This is a genomic window from Streptomyces sp. NPDC059785 (assembly GCF_042732375.1).
In the GTDB taxonomy this organism is placed as follows: Bacteria; Actinomycetota; Actinomycetes; order Streptomycetales; family Streptomycetaceae; genus Streptomyces.
The window spans coordinates 11,506-24,461 of sequence record NZ_JBHWHV010000016.1 but is presented as its reverse complement, the minus strand read 5'-3'; the positions used below and the strand labels follow the sequence as shown (position 1 = coordinate 24,461).

Genomic DNA, 12,956 nt, shown 5'->3' with positions numbered 1-12,956 from the left:
ACGGAGGGCGGGGGCCTAGGCGGGCGGAGGCCTAGGCGGGCGCGCTTCCGCCGGTGCCCGGCACCGGGAACGCGCCGGTGGCGCGCCGCGTGATCTCCCCGTAGACCTCGGGATCGGTGGTGAACTCGCCGAGGACGCAGGTCTTGCGGCTGCCGTGGTAGTCGCTGGAGCCGGTGGTGAGGAGCCCCAGGTCGGCCGCGAGACCGCGCAGCCGGGCCCGGGTGGCGGGCTCGTGGTCCATGTGGTCGACCTCGATGCCGTCGAGTCCGGCGGCGGCGAGTTCGGCGATCGCGGACTCCGGCACCGTCCGGCCGCGCTTGGCCGCCGCCGGGTGCGCGAACACCGCGACCCCGCCCGCACCCTTGATCAGCCGGATCGCCTCGAACGGGTCGGTCTCGTGCTTCGGCACGTGGGCCCGGCCACCGTCGGCCAGCCACTGCCCGGTGAAGGCGTCGTTCACGGTCGGTACGACACCGAGCTCGACCAGCGCGGAGGCGACGTGCGGGCGGCCGACCGAGCCGTCGCCCGCGATCCTGGCCACCTGCTCCCAGGTGACCGGCACCCCGAGGTCCTGGAGCCTGGCGACCATGGCCCTGGCGCGCGGCACCCGGTCGTCCCGGACCAGCTCGCGCTCGGCCAGCAGCCCGGGCTCCTCGGGGTCGAAGAGGTAGGCCAGCATGTGCATGCTGACTCCGTCGAGGCGGCAGGAGAGCTCGGCGCCGGTGACCAGGGTCAGCCCCCCGGGGAGGGCGGCGACCGCCTCGGCGTGCCCGCGGGTGGTGTCGTGATCGGTGAGCGCGACGACGTCGAGCCCCGCGGCGGCCGCGTTCCGTACCAGCTCGGCCGGGGTGTCCGTGCCGTCGGACGCGGTGGAGTGGGTGTGCAGGTCGATACGCACGACGCGGACTCCAGACGGTGACAGGACGGCAGGGAACGCTCAAGGATAACGGGGATCCCGCCCTCCTCCGTCACACCCGCCCCCGCCGGCCACCCCCTACGGGCCACCCCGACCTCCAGCCACACGCCGGTCCGGCCTCCAGCCACACGCCGCCCCACCTCCGGCCAGCGCCGCCTCGCCCCCCGGCCAGCGCCACCCCGACCCCCAGCCACCCACCACCCCGGCCTCCGGCAGCCCCGCGCGGACGCCCGCTCCGCACGCCGGGCATCACGCCCCCGGCCACGCGCCACCCCGACCCCCGGCCACACGCCGCCCCGGCCTCCGGCAGCCCCGCGCGGACGCCCGCTCCGCACGCCGGGCATCACGTCCTACGGCTCTCCTACGGCTCTCCTACGGCTCGAGGATCCGCGGCGACAGCGCCCCGCACGGCAGCAGGTCCACCTCCGCGCCGGCGTCCCGCAGATCCGTCAGCACCAGCTCGTCGTACATCAGCATTCCCGACTGCTCCGGCCAGACGACCGCCCACAGCCACAGTCCGCGGGCCTCGCCCGCGAAGACGGCGCGGTCGTCCGGAGAGCCCGAGACCACCCACAGCGGTGTCGGGCGGCCGGCCGCCAGGACCTTGGCCTGCGGCGGCTTCTCGACGTTCATGTACGGGCCCGGGTCGGGGCCGTCGATGCCCGCGTACCGCGCACCGAGGCCGACTCCCAGTTCCTCGGCGACCAGCACCAGTTCCCCCGCGCCGCCCAGCGGGCCCGGGCCCGAGCAGGCCACGGCGGTGGCGCGGCCGCCGCTGCGGTCGTCACCGGCGCACGCGACCCCCGTGAACAGCCAGCCGACCGGCAGCGGCCAGGGCATCCACACCGGCACCTTCGCGCGGTGCACCACGACGCCGAGGGCCTCGACGCTGGGCGGGATCACGGGTTGCAGCGGATGCACGGTCCCGTGGACATCGCACTGCCACGCGTCGGAGAAGAGTCCGGGAGCCCTGACCCGGCCACCACACTTCGGGCAACTGGGTTCGCCCCTCATAGGCCCCAACGGTCCTCCCCGCGGTACGCCCCGTCAAGGACGATCACCCGTCCGGCGCGCGCCCCACCACCGAAAGACCGGATGGCATCCGCATTAATTAGCGCAGCTAAACAACTGGGCCGTCTGCCACGGCACTTGACAGCCGCTCAGTCCAGCGCGACGGATCGGCGGGTGGGATCGCGCAGGTCCGTCCCGCTGCTCAGCCAGCGTTCCTGGAGGGCACCCGCCCCGTGCACCCGCTTCCACGCCGCCTCGTTCGGGGTCATCGGCAGCAGCGGCAGGAACCGTACGGGATCAGCGGGCGCGTCGAGCTCCAGGTCCTCCACCAGGCCGCCCGGCTCGGCGACCAGGACCGAGGTGAACGGCGCACCCGGCCACAGCGGTTCACCCACGTCGAGCGACCCGCCCGGGGCCACGACGACCCCCTCGACCTGGGGCGACGCGGCGAGCACGGCCAGCGGGCGGAGCACCTTGTCGGTGTCGGCGCCGGACGGGCGTACCGAGAGGACCAGTTCGGCGCGGGGGCCCGCGACCGGGTCGGCGAGCACCGCGGCCGGGTCCGTCATCGGCTGCGCCGACATACCGAGCGTGGCGTAGCGGACGGTGTCGCCCTCTGTGAACCGCAGCACTTCGACGCGGTCGGTGCCGAGGAAGGTGATCGCGGCGCGGGCGTCGGGTTCGCCCAGCGCAGAGCGCAACCGGGCCTCGACGAGAGGGAGAACATCTGCCATGAGCCGAGCATAGAACTCGTCAGCAACGGGCAAAGCGGCACGTTGACGTTCAGTGCGCTGATAGTCTTGGCCGCTGGTCGGGGCAGCACGCAGAAGCGTCGCGGTCTAGCCTCGACGCGTGAGACTCCCCTGCGGGGGATGGATCGTCCCTCACGGGGGACCGGCCGGAGGAGGTGGGGCTGCAATGGACCGAAGTCGACCGTGCAGTACCACCCGCTCTTCCGCTCGCTGATGTAGCTCTGGCTCTGCCTGCTGCCGCCTCTCGCACTCGCTTCTCGTCCCGCTGGTGCACCGATGGAAGAGCCTTCGTTTCCGCCTGATCCATCTGACTGATCCGTCTGATCTGAATCAGTAGCGAAGCTGCCACCGCGACGGTGCGGTGCTCCCCGCTTTGTGGACGTGCCAAACATTCCGCAGTCAGGACGTCCCCATTCCGGGCAGTTCCAACCGTCGCCGGCGGCCTCCGTTGCGAAGGAGCCTGCCATGTCGATGATCCGTGACCTCCGTGCCGCGGTCCGTCCCCGTCCCTCGCTGCGGGGGGACGGCGGCTCGTACGACGCCACGCGCGACCCCGCCACGCCGTCGGCCGTCGTCGACTGCGCCGTCTACCGCGACGGCGCCCGCGTCGAGTCCGGCGACCACCTGACCCCGCACGAGGCGATGCGCCAGGTGCGCCGCGACGGCGGTTTCGTGTGGATCGGGCTGCACGAGCCCACCGAGGCCGAATTCGCCGGTATCGCGAACGAGTTCGGGCTGCACCCGCTGGCCGTGGAGGACGCCGTCCAGGCGCACCAGCGGCCCAAGCTGGAGCGCTACGACGACACCCTGTTCACCGTCTTCAAGACGATCCACTACGTCGAGCACGCCGAGCTGACCGCCACCAGCGAGGTGGTGGAGACCGGCGAGGTCATGTGCTTCACGGGGCGGAACTTCTTCATCACCGTCCGGCACGGCGGGCAGGGCTCGCTGCGGGCGCTGCGGCACCGGCTCCAGGACGACCCGGAGCTGCTCGCCAAGGGGCCCTCGGCAGTGCTGCACGCGATCGCCGACCACGTCGTCGACGGGTACATCGCCGTCGCCGACGCCGTGCAGGACGACATCGACCAGGTCGAGACCGAGGTGTTCTCGCCCGGCCGCAAGGGCACGCCGCGCGGCACCGACGCCGGGCAGATCTATCAACTCAAGCGCGAGGTCCTTGAGTTCAAGCGGGCGGTGTCGCCGCTGCTGCGTCCCATGCAGCTGCTGAGCGAGCGGCCGATGCGGCTGATCGAGCCCGACATCCAGAAGTACTTCCGGGACGTGGCCGACCACCTGGCCCGGGTGCAGGAGCAGGTGCTCGGCTTCGACGAGCTGCTGAACTCGATCCTCCAGGCCAACCTGGCGCAGGCGTCCGTCGCGCAGAACGAGGACATGCGCAAGATCACGTCCTGGGCGGCCATCATCGCCGTACCGACGATGGTGTGCGGGGTGTACGGGATGAACTTCAAGCACATGCCGGAGCTGCACTGGCGGTTCGGCTACCCCATGGTCCTGGGCGTCACGGTCGTCATCTGCCTGGGCATCCACCGCACGCTGAAGCGCAACGGCTGGCTGTAGGGCCGCCGTACGGGCACACGGGCCTGCCGCCCTACGGGCACACGGGCCTGCCGTACGGGGCGCGCGGGCCTGCCGCGGTCCGACGGCCGCTGGATAGTCTTGGTCCATGACCGAAGAGCTGCTCGACCAGGCCCTCGTCGAGGAGGCCACCAAGAAGTCCGGGCTGATCTGGGTGTCGGGCGGTGTGCCGGTGCTCGACGGGCCCGGCCGGGAGGCGTCCTCGCGGGCGCTGTGGCACGTCTGGCACGACGGCGCGGTGTGCCTGGTGGGTGACGGGCCCGGCGAACAGCCACTGCCCGGCCTGGCCGACGGCGGCGACGCGGTGGTCACCGTCCGCAGCAAGGACAAGGGCGGCCGGCTGGTCTCCTGGCCCGCCAAGGTCGTGGAGCTGACGCCGGGCTCCGCGGAGTGGGAGGCCACGGTCGGCGAGCTCAAGGGCAAGCGGCTGAACGCGCCCGACGCGGAGACGATGACCGAGCGCTGGGCGGGTGAGTGCCGGGTGCTGCGCCTCCAGCCGCAGGGCGGTACCGCTGCGCTGCCGGACGGCTCCCTCGCGGCCCCGCCCCGGCCGACCCCGGTGACGACCCGCGAGCCGGTCCCGGCCGGGCTGCCCCGCCTGCTGCTGAAGAGAAAGAAGCGCAAGCAGGGCTAGCCGCTACGAGGCCGGGCAGAGCCGGCCGCCGGGCGCCGCAGCCGCTGCGGCGCAGTGCCTCGCAGACGGCGGCGGCGGCGACGGTCGCTTCGAGGCCGGGCAGAGCCAGTCGCTACGAGGCCGAGAAGAGCCGGCGGCTACGAGGCGGGGAGCTGCTGCCCGTAGTCCACCGTCTCCTTCTCGGACGGTTCCTTCAGGGCGAAGTCCTTGCCCCAGTCGGTGAGGCGGAGGGTGCCCGCGCCGCCGGCCCGGACCAGCAGCAGCGGGTACGGCTCGCCCTCCAGGCAGACGTCGAGGCTGCCGCCCTCACCCTCGTCCGCGGTGATGCGGATGGTGCGGGTGCCCTGCTGCTCGTGGTGGCCGTCCGTCGCGAGGTCGCCGTGCAGCGTGAGCAGCCCGTCGAGGAGTACGTCCTTGTCGGTGAAGCCGCTGAACCGCTTGTAGGCCGGGTCGCCGGTCGGGACCTTGACGTACATGCCGTCGAGCTTGTCGGCGGCGGCCGTGTCCGAGCCGCTGTCGTCGTCCTTGCCGTCCTGGTGGTTCCAGAACGCGGCGTCGGCCTTGAGAAAGAGGTGTTCGCCCACCCGCAGCAGCCGGAAGCTCTCGCCCTTGGAGGTGACCGAGCCCGTGCCGCCGTCGCCCTTGAGCCGCATGTCGAGCTCGTAGGTCCGGCCGTTGGTCACCACGTTGCCCGACAGGCGGACCGTGTCGGCGGACTCGGCGGCCTTGCGCGTTCTGCTCTGGATCTTCTGGGCGGACAGTTTGCCGACCCCGTTCGTGCCCGCGTCCGGGTCCTCCGCGCTGCATCCCGTCAGTACCGTCCCCGTCACGGCCAGCGCGCACAGCGCGCTCGCCAGTGCGGACCTGCCGGTACGGCCCTGGGGGGTTGCAGTCACAGGTGGGGCCGCCTTTCGCGCGGATGTCCTCGGTGGCGTACGGCAGCGTACCGGGGCCCGGGACGCCCTACGGAGGCAGTCCGTCCGGACCGCTCACCAGGGCGTATCCGACCGGTACGGGCTAGCCTGAAGCCCACCCGAGCGGACATCCCGGTATCAATCGGCCGGCGGGGAAGAAGCCGGGGAACCGGATCGGAACCGGACGGGAAGGAGACGCGCGGCATGGCGGCAGGGGCCCCGAGGATCTTCGTCTCGCATCTCGCCGGCGCCGCCGTCTTCGACCCGAACGGCGACCAGGTGGGCCGGGTGCGCGACCTGGTCGCCATGCTCCGGGTGGGCCGGCGGCCGCCCCGGCTGCTCGGCGTCGTCGTCGAGCTGTCGACGCGGCGCCGGATCTTCCTGCCCATGACGCGCGTCACCGGCATCGAGACCGGCGAGGTGATCACGACCGGCGTGCTCAACGTGCGCCGTTTCGAGCAGCGGCCCACCGAACGGCTCGTCTTCGGCGAACTGCTCGACCGGCGGGTGCTGCTGGCGGAGACGGGCGAGGAGGTCACCGTGCTCGACGTGGCGGTCCGTCAGCTCCCCGCCCGGCGGGAGTGGGAGATCGACCGGGTCTTCGTCCGCAAGGGCCGCGGCGGCGCCTTCCGGCGGTCCAAGGGGGAGACGCTGACCGTCGAGTGGTCCGCCGTCACCGGGTTCTCCGCGGAGGAGCACGGGCAGGGCGCCGAGAACCTGCTCGCCACCTTTGAGCAGCTCCGCCCGGCCGACCTCGCCAACGTTCTGCACCACCTCTCCCCCAAACGGCGCGGCGAGGTGGCCGCCGCCCTGGACGACGCCCGGCTCGCCGACGTACTGGAGGAGCTGCCCGAGGACGACCAGATCGAGATCCTCGGCAAGCTCAAGGAGGAGCGTGCGGCGGACGTGCTGGAGGCCATGGACCCGGACGACGCGGCCGACCTGCTCGGCGAGCTGCCCGAGGAGGACGTGGAGCGGCTGCTGACGCTGATGCGGCCCGCCGACGCGGCGGACGTCCGGCGGCTGATGGCGTACGCGGAGCGGACGGCGGGCGGGCTGATGACGACCGAGCCGATCGTGCTGCGCCCCGACGCGACCGTCGCCGACGCGCTGGCCAGGGTCCGCAACCCGGACCTCTCCCCCGCCCTCGCCGCCCAGGTGTACGTGTGCCGCCCGCCGGACGAGACGCCGACCGGCAAGTACCTCGGCACCGTGCACTTCCAGCGGCTGCTGCGCGACCCGCCGTTCACCCTGGTCGGGTCGCTGGTGGACGACGATCTGATGCCGCTGGCCCCGGACGCCGCGCTGCCCGTGGTGGCGGGCTTCTTCGCGGCGTACGACATGGTCGCGGCGCCGGTCGTGGACGAGAGCGGTTCCCTGCTCGGCGCGGTGACCGTGGACGACGTACTGGACCACATGCTGCCCGACGACTGGCGGGAGACGGAGTACCGGCTCGACGAACTCGATGAGCGGGACGAGGGAGCGGCCGGGCGGGACGAGGCGGCCGGGACGGACCCGCCGGCGCGCGCCGCGGGCGACCCCGGGCGGGCGGACGGCGGTCCGGGAGGCGCGGATGGGCGCTGAGCGCGACAGCCGGGAGAAGGTGCCCGCCGGGGCGACGGCGACGACACGGCCGCGGGGCCGGCTCGACCAGCCGATGCTGCCGAGGCGCAGGTGGCTGCCCGAGTGGGACCCGGAGGCGTTCGGCCGGCTGTCGGAGCGGATCGCCCGTTTCCTGGGCACCGGGCGGTTCATCGTCTGGATGACGGTCGTCATCGTGCTGTGGGTGGTGTGGAACATCGCCGCCCCGGACGGCCTGCGCTTCGACCCGTACCCGTTCATCTTCCTGACGCTGATGCTCTCGCTCCAGGCGTCCTACGCCGCCCCGCTGATCCTGCTCGCGCAGAACCGCCAGGCCGACCGCGACCGGGTCAACCTGGAGCAGGACCGCAAGCAGAACGAGCGGTCCATCGCGGACACCGAGTACCTCACCCGCGAGATCGCGGCGCTGCGGGCCGGCCTCGGCGAGGTGGCCACCCGGGACTGGATCCGCTCCGAACTCCGGGAGCTCCAGGACGCGGTCAAGGAGCTGGCGGAGGCGGACGGCGACGGGCGCGCGGTATTCCCGGCGGACCGGGCACGCGGACGTGACGTAGACGACCGGTGACAGGACTACCCGGGCCCCCCGCCGGGCGCCGTACCATCGTTGACATGGCTACGGAAGACGCGGTGCGCGAAGCGCTGGCGACGGTGAACGACCCGGAGATCCAGCGACCCATCACCGAACTGGGGATGGTCAAATCGGTGGAGATCGGCGCGGACGGCGCGGTCGCGGTCGCGGTGTACCTGACCGTCTCCGGCTGCCCGATGCGCGGGACCATCACGGACAACGTGACGCAGGCCGTCTCGGCCGTCGAGGGGGTCACCCGCGTCGACGTCGAGCTCGACGTGATGAGCGACGAGCAGCGCCGTGAGCTGGCGTCCGCGCTGCGCGGCGGCCAGGCCGAGCGCGAGGTCCCGTTCGCCAAACCCGGCTCGCTGACCCGGGTGTACGCGGTGGCCTCCGGCAAGGGCGGCGTCGGCAAGTCGTCCGTGACGGTGAACCTGGCGGCGGCGATGGCGGCCGACGGCCTCAAGGTCGGTGTCGTCGACGCCGACATCTACGGCCACTCCGTGCCGCGCATGCTGGGCGCCGACGGACGTCCCACCCAGGTCGAGAACATGATCATGCCGCCGTCGGCGAACGGCGTGAAGGTCATCTCGATCGGCATGTTCACCCCGGGCAACGCGCCCGTCGTGTGGCGCGGCCCGATGCTCCACCGCGCCCTCCAGCAGTTCCTCGCGGACGTCTTCTGGGGCGACCTGGACGTGCTGCTGCTCGACCTGCCGCCGGGCACGGGTGACATCGCGATCTCGGTCGCGCAGCTCGTCCCCAACGCCGAGATCCTCGTCGTGACGACGCCTCAGCAGGCCGCGGCCGAGGTCGCCGAGCGGGCCGGCTCCATCGCCGTACAGACCCATCAGAAGATCGTCGGCGTGGTCGAGAACATGGCGGGCCTGCCCTGCCCGCACTGCGGCGAGATGGTCGACGTGTTCGGCACGGGCGGCGGTCAGACCGTCGCCGACGGCCTGACCCGTACGACCGGCGCGACGGTCCCCGTCCTCGGCTCCATCCCGATCGACGTACGGCTGCGCGAGGGCGGCGACGACGGCAGGCCGGTCGTGCTCTCCGACCCCGACTCCCCGGCGGGCTCCGCCCTGCGGGCCATCGCGGGCAAGCTGGGCGGCCGCCAGCGCGGCCTGTCGGGCATGTCGCTGGGCATCACGCCGCGCAACAAGTTCTAGAGGGCCTTGCCGGTACGAGGAAGGGGGCGCCGTCTGAGACGGCGCCCCCTTCCTCGTGTCTCACGCCCGGCGGCCGCTCAGGCGTACGCCGCGATGTCCTTGATCATCGAGAAGGCCAGCCCGTACGCGCTCATGCCCCGGCCGTACGCGCCGACGTGAACCCCCTCCGTGGTGGAGCCCGCGAGGACCCAGCCGAACTCGGACTCGCGGTAGTGGAAGGGGGTGGGGACCCCGTCCACGGGGAGGGACAGCGTCGACCAGTCCGCCCCGCCCAGGTCGTCCGCGAGCACCCACGCCGTCTCCGTCTGCTGCTCCAGCCAGTCGTCCCGCAGTGTGTGGTCCATCTGGGCCGGCCAGGTGCAGGACAGCAGCCCCACCCCGGCGAGCCAGGCCGCCGAGGACACCGAGGTGGCCTCCAGCAGTCCGGTGCCGTCCGCGCTGCGCCGCGAGGGGCTGGCCGCCACGGTCACCACCACCGCGAACCGCTCCTTGACCTCGTCCCCGGCCACCAGCTCGCTGCGCACCGTGGGCTCGTCGCCGTGTCCCACGCTGCCGTGCTCGACCGCACCGTCCGCCGACGTGCCGACCTGCATCAGCCAGCGCGGACCCGTGAACGCCTCGTCGAGGCCGTACCACGGGAAGGGCGCCAGCAGGTAGCCGTCGACCGTGCCCCGGCCGGAGGTGAGCCCTTGCCCGCCCTCCGTGGCCGGCGACTGCGCGCCTACCCGACTCGTCGTCTCCATCTGCCCGGACGCCTCCTGTTCTTGTTGGACCCGAGCGGCCCGCCCCCCACGGGCGTCTCGCTCACCTATGGTCCGCACAACAACTGGGCAGCATAGCCACACCACTCCGGGCGACTTGGAAACCGCCCGGCGCACAGGACCCGTACAGGTCCGTTTCAGGCCGTGAAAACCGCCATTGGGGTATGACTCACATCACGCGCGCGGGTGTACGGGGTGCATGGCCGCGGACGGGGGCGCCCGGCGCCGCGGGGCGCCGGGCCGTGGTCGGAGTGACGGCTCAGGTGGCGTCCGCGTCGAAGGGCGGGCGCTCGTCGGGAGCGGGCTTCTCGCGCTTCTTCGTCATGTCGACGGTGCCGCCCGCAGTGCCGCCCGCGGCGTCGGCGGAGGCCGTGGCCGAACCGGCGGCGGGCTCCGTGTCACGGCTGTGCACCGCGTCGGTGACCTCGGCCATCTCCTTCTTCAGGTCGAAGCCGTTGCGGATCTCCTTGAGCCCCAGCTCGTCGTTGTCCAGCTGCTTGCGCAGGAACGTCTTGGGGTTCAGGTCCTCGAACTCGAAGTCCTTGAACTCCGGGCCCAGCTCCTGGCGTATGTCCTGCTTGGCGCTCTCGGAGAAGTCCCGGATCTTGCGGATGGTGCGCGTGACGTCCTGGATCATCTTCGGGAGCTTGTCCGGACCGAAGATGAGCACGGCGAGGACAACGAGCGTCACCAGCTCGAGCGGTCCTATGTCATTGAACACCTGAGGCTCCTTGCGATGTCCGCGGCCCTCGGCAGGTCTTCCGTGGTCCGGGCCGGATCCACGGTACCCGGCGTTCCCGTCCGTCCGGTACCGTCCCGGGCGCTCCGGCTCCATGTACACGGCAGGTTTTCGCGGAGTTCGCCGTTCTCAGCGGGGCCGGAGCGCCTTGCGGGGGCCTTCTTATGAGGTTCCTGTCAGTCGCCGTCGCGGCGGTCGGTCGTCGTCAGTGCGGTCGGTCGCCGACGTGGCGGTCGGTCGTCGTCGTTCCTGCCGGTCGCCGACGTTCCGGCCAGGCGCCGACGTTCCGGTCAGTCGCCGTCCGAGGAGCCGAGGACGAGGGTGAGCTTCCTCGTCTTGCCGTCGCGCTCGACGGTCAGCTCCAGGCTGTCGCCGGGGCGGTGGGCGCGGGTCTTGACGATCAGCTCCTCGCCGGAGTGCACGGCCCGGCCGTCGATCTCGGTGATCACGTCGCCCGCCTCGATGCCGGCCTTGGCGCCGGGGCCGCCCGGGGTGACCGGCGAGCCGCCGCCCTGACTCTCGGTGTTGACCCGGGCGCCGTCCCCCGCGTAGTCCATGTCGAGCGTGACGCCGATCACCGGGTGGGTGGCCTTCCCCGTGTTGATCAGCTCCTCGGCGACGCGCTTGCCCTGGTTGATCGGGATGGCGAAGCCCAGCCCTATCGAGCCGGCCTGCCCCTCCGCGCCCGAGCCGCTGTCGGCGGACCGGATGGCGCTGTTGATGCCGACGACCCTGGCCTTGGAGTCGAGCAGCGGGCCGCCGGAGTTGCCGGGGTTTATCGGCGCGTCGGTCTGGAGGGCGTCGACATAGCTGATGTCGCTGCCGTCGCCCTTCTCGCCGCCCGCCGTTATCGGCCGCTCCTTGGCGCTGATGATCCCGGAGGTGACGGTGTTGGCGAGGTCGAAGGGCGCGCCGATGGCCACGACAGGGTCGCCGACCTGCACGTTGTCGGAGTTGCCCAGCGACATCGGCTTGAGGCCGCTGACTCCGCTGACCTTGACCACCGCGAGGTCGTACCCGGTGTCCCGGCCGACGACCTCCGCCTTGGCGGTCTGACCGCCGCTGAAGGACACGGAGATCTCGCCGTCGGACCCCGCCGGCTCGACCACGTGGTTGTTGGTGAGGATGTGGCCCGAGCCGTCGAGCACGAACCCGGTACCGGTGCCCTCGGCGTCCGAGCCGCGTACGTGCAGGGTGACCACGCTCGGCAGCGCGGCGGCCGCGATACCGGCCACGGTGCCCGCGGCCCGGCCGGTCGGCTCCTTGCCCGCCTGCGGCAGCTCGATGTCCGTGATCCCGCCGTTGCGCTCCAGGTAGACGCCGACGGCGCCTCCCACGCAGCCGGACACCAGCGCCACCAGCAGGGCACCGGCCACCAGCGACCGCTTGCCCCGCCTGCGCCGCTGCGGCTCGGAGACGACGGCCGCACCGGTCTGCTGCAACGGCCCGGCCGCGGCCCAGGGATCGTAGTTCTGCCAGGGAGCCTGCGGAGGCGCGGGCTGGGCCGGGACGGAGCCGGGCACCGGAGCGACGGCCTCCGGGTACGGGGCGGGAGCGGTGGCCTCCGGGTACGGGGCGGGAGCGGTGGCCTCCGGGTACGGGGCGGGAGCGGGTGTCTGGGGGGCGGCGGCGGGCGCGGGCTGAGCCGGGGGGCCCGGCTGCGCCGGGGCCGCCGACGGAGGCATGTGGGCCTCCGAAGCGCTGTGCGCCTCCGGAGCGGGACCCGGGGCCAGGTGGGTGCCGTGCGCAGGAGTCGTCCCCGGGTGCTGAACGGGCGGCGCGAGCGCCCAGGGCCCGGGCTCCCCGTACGGGGGCGTGCTGTAGGGGTCCGGGTCGTGCAGGGGCTGGGGGCGGTTGGAGGGGGGTGCGGGGGCGGCATCCGCGGGGGTTGCGGGGGCGGCGTCCGCGGGGGTGGGGGTCGGTGGGGTGGGGGCTGTCGGGGCGGCGGAGGTTGCGGGGGCTGCCGGGAGCGCGGGCTCGGTTGGGGCGGCGGGGTTGGCCGGGGCGGCCGGGGCGGCCGGGGCGGCAGGCTGCGTCGGTACGGCGGGGTTGGCCGGCGTCGCGGGCCCGGTCGGTGCGGCGAGGTCGGCCGCCGGTTCGGCCGGAGCGGCCTGTACGGCGGTCTGCGTCGGTACGGGCGGTGCCGCGGGCTCGGCCCGTACGGCGGGGTCGGCCCGTACTGCACGCTCCGTCGGCGTCGCGGGCCCGGTCGGTGCGGCGAGGTCGGCCGCCGGTTCGGCCGGAGCGGCCTGTACGGCGGTCTGCGTCGGTACGGGCGGTGCCGCGGG

Annotated in this window: 12 protein-coding genes; 5 read left to right on the top strand and 7 right to left on the bottom strand. The window is 73.0% G+C overall.

Translation table 11 applies throughout. From position 1 onward, the window contains the following. Positions 1-31: 31 nt before the first annotated feature. The 3 genes from ACFV6E_RS14920 to ACFV6E_RS14910 all read right to left on the bottom strand — a co-directional run bounded on the left by ACFV6E_RS14920 (position 32) and on the right by ACFV6E_RS14910 (position 2,661). Positions 32-898: a PHP domain-containing protein gene (locus ACFV6E_RS14920; protein ID WP_385175674.1), complete on the bottom strand. Its 867-nt coding sequence runs from the start codon at positions 896-898 to the stop codon at positions 32-34. Positions 899-1,288: 390 nt separating this feature from the next. Next, positions 1,289-1,930, bottom strand: a complete 642-nt coding sequence (locus ACFV6E_RS14915) for a DUF6758 family protein (RefSeq protein WP_385175677.1) — start codon at positions 1,928-1,930, stop codon at positions 1,289-1,291. 146 nt (positions 1,931-2,076) lie between these two features. Further along, the gene (locus ACFV6E_RS14910; RefSeq protein ID WP_385175680.1) at positions 2,077-2,661 is read right to left on the bottom strand and encodes a suppressor of fused domain protein; all 585 of its coding nucleotides are present in this window, start codon (positions 2,659-2,661) and stop codon (positions 2,077-2,079) included. Between the two features lie 483 nt (positions 2,662-3,144). Here ACFV6E_RS14910 and ACFV6E_RS14905 point away from each other — a divergent pair, with 483 nt between their 5' ends. Next, entirely contained in the window at positions 3,145-4,257 is a 1,113-nt protein-coding gene (locus tag ACFV6E_RS14905) for a magnesium and cobalt transport protein CorA (RefSeq protein ID WP_385175683.1), read from the top strand. Positions 4,258-4,363: 106 nt separating this feature from the next. Next, positions 4,364-4,909 carry a hypothetical protein gene (locus ACFV6E_RS14900; protein ID WP_385175686.1) on the top strand — a complete coding sequence of 182 codons (546 nt, stop codon included), beginning with the start codon at positions 4,364-4,366 and terminating at the stop codon, positions 4,907-4,909. A gap of 137 nt (positions 4,910-5,046) precedes the next feature. On the opposite strand, the gene ACFV6E_RS14895 is transcribed toward ACFV6E_RS14900, so the two are convergent. Continuing rightward, on the bottom strand, positions 5,047-5,805 hold the full coding sequence (locus ACFV6E_RS14895; RefSeq protein ID WP_385461857.1) for a hypothetical protein: 759 nt from the start codon (positions 5,803-5,805) through the stop codon (positions 5,047-5,049). A 222-nt stretch (positions 5,806-6,027) separates the two neighbouring features. Between ACFV6E_RS14895 and ACFV6E_RS14890 the strand changes: the two genes are divergently transcribed. The 3 genes from ACFV6E_RS14890 to ACFV6E_RS14880 are packed head-to-tail and all read left to right on the top strand — an operon-like array spanning position 6,028 to position 9,168. Next, positions 6,028-7,407: a magnesium transporter MgtE N-terminal domain-containing protein gene (locus tag ACFV6E_RS14890; protein WP_385175692.1), complete on the top strand. Its 1,380-nt coding sequence runs from the start codon at positions 6,028-6,030 to the stop codon at positions 7,405-7,407. Further along, a complete protein-coding gene (locus ACFV6E_RS14885) occupies positions 7,397-7,990 on the top strand; it encodes a DUF1003 domain-containing protein (RefSeq protein WP_385175694.1) in 594 nt (197 codons plus the stop codon). Before ACFV6E_RS14890 ends, ACFV6E_RS14885 begins: the two co-directional genes overlap by 11 nt. A 44-nt stretch (positions 7,991-8,034) precedes the next feature. Then, positions 8,035-9,168, top strand: coding sequence for an Mrp/NBP35 family ATP-binding protein (locus ACFV6E_RS14880; protein WP_385175697.1), 1,134 nt, complete (start codon positions 8,035-8,037; stop codon positions 9,166-9,168). A gap of 77 nt (positions 9,169-9,245) precedes the next feature. Here ACFV6E_RS14880 and ACFV6E_RS14875 read toward each other — a convergent pair whose 3' ends face one another. From ACFV6E_RS14875 to ACFV6E_RS14865, 3 genes are all read right to left on the bottom strand, one after another. Beyond that, on the bottom strand, positions 9,246-9,911 hold the full coding sequence (locus tag ACFV6E_RS14875; RefSeq protein WP_385175700.1) for a hypothetical protein: 666 nt from the start codon (positions 9,909-9,911) through the stop codon (positions 9,246-9,248). 277 nt (positions 9,912-10,188) lie between these two features. Beyond that, on the bottom strand, positions 10,189-10,650 hold the full coding sequence (locus ACFV6E_RS14870) for a sec-independent translocase (protein ID WP_385175593.1): 462 nt from the start codon (positions 10,648-10,650) through the stop codon (positions 10,189-10,191). A 308-nt stretch (positions 10,651-10,958) separates the two neighbouring features. Next, the coding region (locus ACFV6E_RS14865) for a trypsin-like peptidase domain-containing protein (protein ID WP_385461854.1) at positions 10,959-12,956 on the bottom strand (1,998 nt) is incomplete at its 5' end.

What these genes read in the sequence shown, in the direction of transcription:
- ACFV6E_RS14900 (WP_385175686.1), top strand. Translation starts at nt 4,364, where the DNA reads ATGACCGAAGAGCTGCTCGACCAGGCCCTCGTCGAGGAGGCCACCAAG.
- ACFV6E_RS14910 (WP_385175680.1), bottom strand. Translation starts at nt 2,661, where the DNA reads ATGGCAGATGTTCTCCCTCTCGTCGAGGCCCGGTTGCGCTCTGCGCTG.
- ACFV6E_RS14905 (WP_385175683.1), top strand. Translation starts at nt 3,145, where the DNA reads ATGTCGATGATCCGTGACCTCCGTGCCGCGGTCCGTCCCCGTCCCTCG.
- ACFV6E_RS14915 (WP_385175677.1), bottom strand. Translation starts at nt 1,930, where the DNA reads ATGAGGGGCGAACCCAGTTGCCCGAAGTGTGGTGGCCGGGTCAGGGCT.
- ACFV6E_RS14880 (WP_385175697.1), top strand. Translation starts at nt 8,035, where the DNA reads ATGGCTACGGAAGACGCGGTGCGCGAAGCGCTGGCGACGGTGAACGAC.
- ACFV6E_RS14885 (WP_385175694.1), top strand. Translation starts at nt 7,397, where the DNA reads ATGGGCGCTGAGCGCGACAGCCGGGAGAAGGTGCCCGCCGGGGCGACG.
- ACFV6E_RS14875 (WP_385175700.1), bottom strand. Translation starts at nt 9,911, where the DNA reads ATGGAGACGACGAGTCGGGTAGGCGCGCAGTCGCCGGCCACGGAGGGC.
- ACFV6E_RS14890 (WP_385175692.1), top strand. Translation starts at nt 6,028, where the DNA reads ATGGCGGCAGGGGCCCCGAGGATCTTCGTCTCGCATCTCGCCGGCGCC.